Origin of the sequence: Arthrobacter sp. I3 (assembly GCF_000520575.1) — a bacterium.
GTDB classification, from domain to species: Bacteria; Actinomycetota; Actinomycetes; order Actinomycetales; family Micrococcaceae; genus Arthrobacter; species Arthrobacter humicola_A.
In genome coordinates this window covers 17,158-21,720 of record NZ_KI914940.1, presented here as the reverse complement: position 1 = coordinate 21,720, position 4,563 = coordinate 17,158, and the positions used below count along the sequence as shown (strand labels likewise).

6 protein-coding genes are annotated in these 4,563 nt (G+C 67.7%); 2 read left to right on the top strand and 4 right to left on the bottom strand.

Annotated features, from left to right (window positions below; translation table 11 throughout):
* Both Y706_RS29370 and Y706_RS0116275 read right to left on the bottom strand, forming a co-directional pair.
* Window positions 1-200, bottom strand: a 200-nt coding sequence (locus Y706_RS29370) for a succinyl-CoA--3-ketoacid-CoA transferase (protein ID WP_043436309.1), incomplete at its 3' end; no start/stop codon positions are given.
* Window positions 201-282: 82 nt separating this feature from the next.
* Entirely contained in the window at window positions 283-1,029 is a 747-nt protein-coding gene (locus tag Y706_RS0116275) for a CoA transferase subunit A (RefSeq protein WP_028277440.1), read from the bottom strand.
* Between the two features lie 249 nt (window positions 1,030-1,278).
* Between Y706_RS0116275 and Y706_RS0116270 the strand changes: the two genes are divergently transcribed.
* Both Y706_RS0116270 and Y706_RS0116265 read left to right on the top strand, forming a co-directional pair.
* Window positions 1,279-2,061, top strand: a complete 783-nt coding sequence (locus Y706_RS0116270) for an IclR family transcriptional regulator (protein WP_028277439.1) — start codon at window positions 1,279-1,281, stop codon at window positions 2,059-2,061.
* 136 nt (window positions 2,062-2,197) lie between these two features.
* On the top strand, window positions 2,198-3,103 hold the full coding sequence (locus tag Y706_RS0116265) for an NADP-dependent oxidoreductase (RefSeq protein ID WP_028277438.1): 906 nt from the start codon (window positions 2,198-2,200) through the stop codon (window positions 3,101-3,103).
* 52 nt (window positions 3,104-3,155) lie between these two features.
* On the opposite strand, the gene nadE is transcribed toward Y706_RS0116265, so the two are convergent.
* Window positions 3,156-3,977 carry an ammonia-dependent NAD(+) synthetase gene (gene nadE, locus Y706_RS0116260; protein ID WP_026539367.1) on the bottom strand — a complete coding sequence of 274 codons (822 nt, stop codon included), beginning with the start codon at window positions 3,975-3,977 and terminating at the stop codon, window positions 3,156-3,158.
* A 244-nt stretch (window positions 3,978-4,221) separates the two neighbouring features.
* Window positions 4,222-4,563, bottom strand: a 342-nt coding sequence (locus tag Y706_RS30330; RefSeq protein WP_253906816.1) for a substrate-binding domain-containing protein, incomplete at its 5' end; no start/stop codon positions are given.

Genomic DNA, 4,563 nt, shown 5'->3' with positions numbered 1-4,563 from the left:
ATCAGGTCCGCGTCTTCCTCGCCCTCGAAGGGGAACGGGCCCATGCCGAGGAGGCCGTTCTCGCTCTGCAGGACAACGCGGACGCCGACGGGCAGGTTGTTGGCCACCAGCGTGGGGATGCCGATGCCAAGGTTGACGTAGTCGCCGTCGTTCAGTTCTTCGGCCGCGATTGCGGCCATTTCATCTCGGGTCCAGGCCATGGTGGTTCTCCTTGGAAAGTCAGGGTGCAGGGGGTGGGGCGCCAATGCCGGCGCGCCCGGGGCGGGCGGCGCTCGGGCCGGATTAGACGGTGACGGCGGAGGCGGCCTGCGCCGGCTCTGTTTCCGCTGCGGGCCGCGGGCGGACGGTGCGCTGTTCGATGTCCTTGACGCGGCCGCTGGCCTGGACCAGGCGCTGGACGAACACGCCGGGGGTGATGATGTGGTTCGGGTCCAGCTGGCCGGGCTCGACGATCACTTCGGCCTCGGCGACGGTCACGGCGCCGGCCGTGGCGACCACGGGGTTGAAGTTCTGCGCGGTGTACCGGTAGATCAGGTTGCCGTCGGTGTCGGCCGTGTGGGCGTGAACCAGGGCGACGTCGGCCTTGATGGCGCGTTCCTGGACATAGGTCTCGCCGTCGAACTCCGCCAGCGGCTTGCCTTCGGCGACGAGGGTGCCCACGCCGGTCTTCGTGTAGAACGCCGGGATGCCGGCGCCGCCGGCGCGCAGCCGCTCAGCAAGGGTGCCCTGTGGGGTGAACTCCACCTCCAACTGGCCGGCGAGGTACTGCTCGGCGAAGAGCTTGTTTTCCCCAACGTAGGACGCGATGACCTTGCGGACCTGGCCGCCTTCGATCAGGACCCCGAGGCCCTTGCCGTCCACGCCCATGTTGTTGGAGACGACCGTCAGGTCCTTCACCCCGGAATCCCGCACCGCCTCGATCAGGTCAGCGGGGATCCCGCTGAGCCCGAAACCGCCGACGGCGAGCGTCATGCCGTCGCGCAGCACGTCCTGCAGAGCGGCCGCTGCCCCGGATTTCACCTTTGACATTCCATCTCCTCATTGAGCTCGTCTTGCTATCCACTCCGGCAATCCACTTTGTGGACTCCATGCCTGAAGAAGGAGCCTATGGTGTGTCACAGACCACTGTCAACGTGGAGTTTTCCCGCAAATTGGAGGAGTTTATAGTGTGGACGCTACCCTTGGCACTATCCATTATGTGGATACCTGATGTTAAAATCGGGTAAAAGCAACGTGGGTGACAGCATCACCCAGTTCCGGGCCGACGTGAGGCAAGCAATGAATACAACCCCCGTCCAGGGCGCCCAGGTGGTCAGCCGGGCAGCCGGCCTGCTGCGCCTAGTCGGCCGAAAGCCGGAGGGCTGCCCCCTGGTGGAGCTCGTGCGCGAATCCGGCCTGACGCGGCCCACCGTGCACCGGCTGCTGAGCTCGCTCGCGGCCGAGGGGCTGCTGGACCAGGACCCGGGCAGCGGCAACTGGGTCCTGGGTCCTGAGATCCTGCTGCTGGGGTCTGTGGCCTCGGCGCGCTTCCCCCTGGAGGACATCGCGAGGCCGAGCCTGCGCCGCCTGGCCGAAGAGACCGGCGAAAGCGCTTTCTTCTCCATCCGCCGCGGCAACGAGACCGTGTGCCTGCTCCGGGAAGAAGGCAGCTTCCCGGTCCGTTCCTTCGTGCTGCACGAGGGGGTGCGGTTCCCGCTGGGCGTCGCTTCGGCCGGCACCGCCATCATGGCCTTCCTGCCGGCACAAGAGCAGGAAGAGCTGCTCGCTAACTGGGCAGCCCACTCCGGCAGCTTTGCGGCCGCGCACACCGCAGCACTGGTCAGGGAGAACCTGGAAGCGACGCGGCAGGCCGGCTATTCGGTCAATCCGGGGCTGGTCCTGGAAGGCAGCTGGGGGATGGGTGCGGCGGTCTTCGACCAGCGGGGGCGCCCCGCCTGGGCGCTGTCCCTGACCGGCATCGAACCGCGCTTCCGGGAGGACCGGCGTCCGCAACTGGGGCGGCTGCTCCTGGAAGAAGCGCACCGGATCTCCACGCTGCTGACCCGCTCGCCAGGCGCCTGACCCTCGTCAAGGGCCCCGGTTCGGCTCAGGCCGCCTCGGACAATTCAACTTGCCGGGCGACTCTTGCGCAGCCGCCGCTTGTGCCAGAAGCTGGCAGCACAGGCCGCATCGCGTCGAGCCGAAGGAGCAAAGCCTCATGAAAGACATCAAGATCTCTTTCGATCACTATGGCAGCCCGGACGTCGTCACCGTTGGCGAGGAGGAACCGCCGGTTCCGGGGGAGAACGAGGTCCAGGTGGGGATCCGCGCCGTCGGCGTCAACCCGGTGGACTGGAAAGTCGTTGCCGGCTACCTGGAGCCCTACCTTGCCCTGGACTTCCCTGCAGTTCCCGGCTGTGAGGCGGCAGGAATCGTGACCGCCGTTGGCCCCGGCGTGACCGGCCATGAGGTGGGCGACGACGTGATCTGGAATGGCATTTCCGGGGCCTACCGTGCCGCGGCCAATTTTCCGGCCAGCCAGCTGACGCCAAAGCCCGCGGGCATCGATTTTGAGCAGGCGGCGTGCGTCGCGATAGCTGGCGGCACAGCGTATTCGGCGCTGCTTCAGCTTGGCATTGGCGTTGGGGACACGGTCCTCATCCACGGTGCGGCGGGCGGGGTCGGCTCGGCGGCAGTCCAGATCGCGCGGCACCTCGGCGCCCGGATCATCGGCACCGCTTCAGAGCAGAACCACGACTATTTGCGCGGCCTCGGCGCCGTGCCGGTGGCCTACGGCGAAGGGCTCGTGGAACGCGTCCGCGCACTGGGCACCATCACCGCCGTCCTGGACACCTTTGGCGGGGAGGAGACGACGACGGCGACGGTCCATTTGCTCGGCGGCCACGGCGCCGCGGTGACCACGGTGCCTGGAAAGGCGGCCAACGCGGCCGGAATTGCACCGGTCAGGCTGCTGGACGGACGGGTCGCGGAGGCGGCCCGGCTGTCGGCCGAGGGAAAGCTCCGCTTCAGCATCCAGGAGCGGATTCCCCTCACCGATGCTGCCAGGGCACTGGGCATCAGCCGCGCAGGCCATGTCCGGGGCAAACTCGTGCTGATCCCGTAAGTGGAACCCCGCGGGGCCGCCCGGCAGCCCCGCCCGGGGCTCTCGGCTCAGGCTATTTCCACCAGGTGTCGAAAATCGTCACCGGGACCGTGCGCTTGTGGCGGGTCCGCAGGTACATCGCCTCGATCCGTTCGGCAGCGGCATCGGGTACGTCACGGCCCTCGAGGTAGTCATCGATCAGGTCGTAGCCCAGGCCGAGTTCGTCCTCGTCGGTCCGGCCCGGCTTGCCGTCCAGCAGATCCGCCGTCGGAACCTTTTCCCAGATCCGGGCCGGGGCGCCGAGTTCCGCCAGCAGGGCGCGGTTCTGGCGCTTGTTAAGGCCGAACAGCGGCAGGATGTCCGCGCCGCCGTCGCCGAACTTGGTGAAGAATCCCGTGACGGACTCGGCGCCGTGATCCGTGCCGATCACCAGGTAGTTGTGCTCGCCGGCCAGGGCGTACTGGGCAATCATCCGGGTCCGGGCCTTGGTGTTGCCCTTGTGGAAATCGGAGATCTCCGTGCCCACGGTCTTCTCGAACTCGTCCTCGAAGCCATCTACTGCGGCCGAGATGTTGAACGTCCATTCGGTCTTGGCGCGCACGAAGTCCAGGGCCGCCTGGGCGTCGTCCTCGTCATGCTGGACGCCGTAGGGCAGCCGCACGGCCACGAAGTTCGCCTCGGTGCCCTCGGCCTCGAGTTCCTCGACCGCCAGCTGGGCCAGCCGCCCGGCCAGGGAGGAGTCCAGGCCGCCCGAGATGCCCAGGACAAAGCCCTTGGTGTGGGTGGCCGTCAAGTATTCCTTGAGGAACGTCACGCGTTTGCGCACCTCCCCGGCAGGGTCGATCCGGGGCTGCACGCCCATTTCCTCGATGATCTTCGCCTGGAGTTCACGCATGCATCACAGCCTAGTCAGCGGTGTCAACAACGCTCAACTGTTGCAGCCGGACCGGCGGGTGACGCGCGGATCCGGCGTCGAAATGGCTTCGGTTCCGGACGGCGGCTACGGTTTCGGACCGTTGCGACTTAGATCCCCGGTGCGCCGGTCCGAATTCGGCGCCACTGGCCGGAACCGCCGCGAAAACCGCACCGCCGGCCGCCGCCTGCCCGGTCCTGACTGGGCACCGGCCCGGACGCCGGACCTATTGAGCCTGCCGCACCGGACCGGTGGAGCCGCGGACCGTGAGATGGGTGGGCATCACGGACCGGCTTCGGGTGCCACCGCCGGCGAGCGGGTTCAGCTGGGCCAGCAGCATGGACACCGCCACGCGACCGGCCTGCTCGATCGGGGAGGCCATGGTGGACAGCGGCGGATTGCAGAAGTCGGCGCCAAAGATGTCGTCGCAGCCCAGGGCAGGTCGGAGTTCCAGGGCACGTTCAACGAGAACGTCTTCTGCGACTCCTTCGACACCCGGCTCTAAACTGGCGCGGCGGGGCTGCGGGCGCCTAGGTTTCGGCTCGCCGCTACGGTTTCGGGCCGGTGC

What these genes read in the sequence shown, in the direction of transcription:
- Y706_RS0116275 (WP_028277440.1), bottom strand. Translation starts at nt 1,029, where the DNA reads ATGTCAAAGGTGAAATCCGGGGCAGCGGCCGCTCTGCAGGACGTGCTG.
- Y706_RS0116270 (WP_028277439.1), top strand. Translation starts at nt 1,279, where the DNA reads ATGAATACAACCCCCGTCCAGGGCGCCCAGGTGGTCAGCCGGGCAGCC.
- Y706_RS0116265 (WP_028277438.1), top strand. Translation starts at nt 2,198, where the DNA reads ATGAAAGACATCAAGATCTCTTTCGATCACTATGGCAGCCCGGACGTC.
- nadE (WP_026539367.1), bottom strand. Translation starts at nt 3,977, where the DNA reads ATGCGTGAACTCCAGGCGAAGATCATCGAGGAAATGGGCGTGCAGCCC.